Source organism: Microcystis sp. M53598_WE2, assembly GCF_030067735.1.
In the GTDB taxonomy this organism is placed as follows: domain Bacteria; phylum Cyanobacteriota; class Cyanobacteriia; order Cyanobacteriales; family Microcystaceae; genus Microcystis; species Microcystis aeruginosa.
In genome coordinates, this window is sequence record NZ_JASJFE010000911.1 from 1 (window position 1) to 1,615 (window position 1,615).

At 33.7% G+C, this 1,615-nt stretch carries 1 protein-coding gene; it reads left to right on the forward strand.

The window, feature by feature from the left end; translation table 11 throughout:
- Positions 1 to 1,615: DEAD/DEAH box helicase (locus PX636_RS18540; RefSeq protein WP_288118237.1), on the forward strand; the 1,615-nt coding region annotated here is incomplete at both ends.

A 1,615-nucleotide genomic window follows, 5' to 3' on the forward strand; every position in this document is an offset into this window, starting at 1 on the left:
AATGTCAAGGCAATGATTCTGAATATTTCGAGAAAGTCAACTCAGTTATACAAGCTGTTACAACCATTAGAAAAAAAGACGCTCGCAGTTATGTTGTTAAACCAGATTCTAGGGGAGCAAAGTTAAAAAAATTAGAAGATTCTATCGCTAATCTTGATGAAACTCAAAATAAGGCTGTTTTAGAAACCACTAAAGGTGTACAAAGAATCAGAGGTTTAGCAGGTTCGGGAAAAACAATTGTCTTAGCACTGAAAGTAGCTTATCTTCATGCAACTCATCCCGATTGGAATATTGCTGTTACCTTCTATACACGCTCGTTAAAGGATCAATACAAAGATTTAATTACTCGGTTTAGTTATGAGCATAAAAATTCCGAACCAGACTGGGAAAAAGTAAAAATTATTCATGCGTGGGGAAGTCCTAAGATAGAAGGAATTTATTATGAGCTATGTAAACGACATAATATTGAATATTTAGATTTTAGTCAAGCAAACAACCTAACATATTTGTTGAATGAAGACCCTTTTGAGTTTGTCTGTCAAAAAGCCTTCCGAGAGATTAAAAATTTTCATCAATATTATGATCTTATTTTAATTGATGAAGCTCAAGATTTTCCTCAAGACTTCTTAAGACTCTGCTATGAAATCTTGAAAGATGATAAACGTTTAGTTTATGCCTATGATGAGTTGCAAAGCTTAAATAGTAAAGTCATGGATTCTCCCGAAGTTATTTTTGGAAATGATAACCATGGTAATCCTAGAGTTAAATTGGAGAATTTACCCAGCGAACCCCAACAAGATGTAGTTTTAAATACTTGTTACAGAAATTCTCGTCCTATTCTTTCCTCTGCTCATGCTCTAGGTTTTGGAGTTTATTATCCACAGGGACTAATTCAAATGTTTGATAATCGTCAATTATGGCAAGATATTGGTTATGAGGTTGAAGAAGGAGAATTAAAATCAGGAGAATTTGTTAAACTGATTAGAACCCCCAAAACCAGTCCTAAATTCCTTGAAGAACATTCTTCTATCGATGATATTATCAACTTTAAATCTTTCGATAACAATCAGGAGCAATTTGAATGGCTAGTGGAACAAATTGCCAAGAATCTCAAGGAAGATGAATTAAGATGCCAAGATATTATGGTTATCCATCCAATACCTAAAAATGCTCGCAACGTTTTTGGAAAAGCTAGAGAAATGTTATTTACAAAAAATATTAATTCTCATTTAGCAGGTAGCACATCTTCTCCCGATGAGTTTTTTCAAGAAAACTCGATTGCTTTTACACAGATTTATCGTGCAAAAGGCAATGAAGCGGCAATGGTTTATTTCATTAACGCTCAAGAATGTTTATCTGGTTCACAAATTGCTAGTAACCGCAATATTTTATTTACAGCGATGACTAGAAGTAAAGCTTGGTTAAGAGTTATTGGTTATGGAGCAAATATGCAAGCTTTAGAGAGGGAATTTCAGGAAATTAAATCGAGAAATTTTGCTCTTGAGTTTACCTATCCAACCCCCGAAGAACTTCAACAAATGAAGAAGGTTTATCGAGATACTCTTAATACCAAGAGATATAAAAATGACAGGGAAAAGCAAGAATTAATTGCCAA